The organism is Pseudoalteromonas sp. BSi20311 (assembly GCF_000239875.1).
Classification (GTDB): domain Bacteria; phylum Pseudomonadota; class Gammaproteobacteria; order Enterobacterales; family Alteromonadaceae; genus Pseudoalteromonas.
This window is the reverse complement of record NZ_BADU01000132.1, coordinates 1-2,043: the sequence shown is the minus strand read 5'-3', so window position 1 is coordinate 2,043 and position 2,043 is coordinate 1. Positions and strand designations below refer to the sequence as shown.

At 36.7% G+C, this 2,043-nt stretch carries 3 protein-coding genes; all 3 read left to right on the top strand.

What is annotated here, in order from left to right:
- The first annotated feature begins 224 nt into the window (after positions 1 to 224).
- The 3 genes from P20311_RS19100 (at position 225) to P20311_RS19205 (ending at position 1,599) form a co-directional block, all read left to right on the top strand.
- Positions 225 to 392 carry a hypothetical protein gene (locus tag P20311_RS19100; protein WP_162470241.1) on the top strand — a complete coding sequence of 56 codons (168 nt, stop codon included), beginning with the start codon at positions 225 to 227 and terminating at the stop codon, positions 390 to 392.
- A 184-nt stretch (positions 393 to 576) separates the two neighbouring features.
- A complete protein-coding gene (locus tag P20311_RS19210) occupies positions 577 to 945 on the top strand; it encodes a hypothetical protein (protein WP_008113886.1) in 369 nt (122 codons plus the stop codon).
- 180 nt (positions 946 to 1,125) lie between these two features.
- Positions 1,126 to 1,599, top strand: a complete 474-nt coding sequence (locus P20311_RS19205) for a hypothetical protein (RefSeq protein WP_008113885.1) — start codon at positions 1,126 to 1,128, stop codon at positions 1,597 to 1,599.
- Positions 1,600 to 2,043: the final 444 nt, after the last annotated feature.

The window sequence follows — 2,043 nt, the reverse complement described above, 5'->3', positions numbered from 1 at the left end:
ACTTGTGGTGTTACTAACTATTGAAAGCTCTTCGGAAGTTGATGCAACCTGAGTGGTTTCAGATGCCACTGAGGTTATTGTGGTGCGAATTTTAGCAACAAATTTATTAAATGCGCGGGCAACGTCGCCGGTTTCATCTTTTGATGAAAACGAAAGGGGTCAAGTCTTGACTTCAGACATCAAAGGTCTAGATTTATAGTTTACTAATCATTGAGTGAATTACTATGTCTAGGCCGCTGCGAATAGAGTACGAGAACGCATTTTATCATGTGATGAATCGTGGAAGAGGGCATGAAAATACCTTTTTGAGTGATGACAGCTTTAAATATTTTTTATATTGCATTGAGCAAGCAAGCCTTCGATTTAATATTGAAGTGCATTATATTGTTTAATGACAGTGAAGCGCTTTCATCCACTTTTTTTAAGTTAATATAGTTTTTTATAAATTGTACTTCTCATGAGCTTAGAAATGTTTTATTGATTCACTTTTCAATATATGTAAGCATTGAGACAGCACAAATTATTACATGCTGTAGTATGCTTTTTTAGGGAAAATTAATAACGCAAGGAGCGGACATGACTAACCAATTCTTAGTACCAAACGACTACGCTATTCATATTGTAGAAAAGCGAATGAGTATCGATGCTTTAATAATCGCACTCTATAACCCCCCCTCTGAAAAGACATTCAAACACTTTAAATTTGTAAACTCACACATTGTTGATGGCTATGCAAAACCTGGGCAGATCGTATTGATATCTCCAATCAATACAATGGAATGCACTGAGCTAGAACAGCAATTTCAAGCTTCAGCCCTTGATGTAGATAAAAAGCTAAGAGAGCTTGATGAGCATGAAAAAGAAATACTTTCTAAACGTTATGAGCTACTTAGTAACGTCGCTAAGTATAATGGGTTGTATTTAGGTGTTGCTAACAACTCATAGAACTCACATGTTGGGCAAGTTAAAGCGATTTTAAAGGAATTAGAAAAGACATACGTTAATCAATACAATGCGCATGGTAACTTAAATAATCAACAGTTTTTTCATAGACGCAAACTTCTTTTTACTCGCTTAGATACGGCTCTAAGTCGCTTTGCTCAACCTGCCTTGGGCGGAAGTTTAGTGGCGGGTGATATAAGACGAAATTTAGGATTAAGCTCTAAAAGCATGATACATCATTGGCAACAACAAGGAGGGGTGGCTAAAAGTATTCCTGAATTTGCCCAAAACTACAAAACTGTAGCCAATATGGCCAAAAACCTAAAAAGAGTTGGGTATGTTGGAATTGCGCTGACAGGTGTCGAGGCCAGTGCAAATATCATAAAAGCATGTACAGAAGGAAATGAGCAAGCTTGTACCAAGGCCAAGTATGTTGAGACAGGTAAGGCTGGAGGTGCTGTTTTAGGTGGTGCTGGGTTAGGCTATCTTGGAGGCTATTCATTATGTAATGTAGTTTTTGGTTTACCATCCGGAGGAACGAGTCTTTTATGGTGTGGTATTGTTGCGGGCGGAGCAGGCGGTGTTCTAGGTGGCTCTGTTGGAGGTTATTCTGGAGGGGTTGCAGGCGAGTTAATATATGAGGTTGTTGAAAATTAATGGAGCCTATTAAGTTGTGGTTTTTAACTCTGTTTCTTACATCTGCGGGTCTTTTCTTTTTTATAATATTACCAATTTTAATAGCTATAAAAGATAAAAAAACACGGTTGGTAGAGGATGTTCTAGATGATGGAAATCGGTTTTACTCATTAAATATCATAACTGCTGGTAGCGGAGCATTGCACTACGGTTCTATATTTCTATTCGATTGGTATGCTAGGCGTTATAAGGTAATAGAGGAGAGAGAAAAGGTACCCAAAAATTTGCAGATGTGGTTTAAGCTTTATTATATTTTGTTTATAACATTTAGCCTTATGTTTTTATTAGCATGCTTAATGGCCTACTTTGTTTAGATTAACTGCTTTTCTTTTTTGTTGATTAAATAATGGATTTGATATTTTTTGGTGTTGGCTTAAGTGTTATTTTTATCATTCTTTTACCTTT

Coding starts and splice junctions, on each gene's coding strand:
- P20311_RS19100 (WP_162470241.1), top strand. CDS start 225: ATGTCTAGGCCGCTGCGAATAGAGTACGAGAACGCATTTTATCATGTG.
- P20311_RS19210 (WP_008113886.1), top strand. CDS start 577: ATGACTAACCAATTCTTAGTACCAAACGACTACGCTATTCATATTGTA.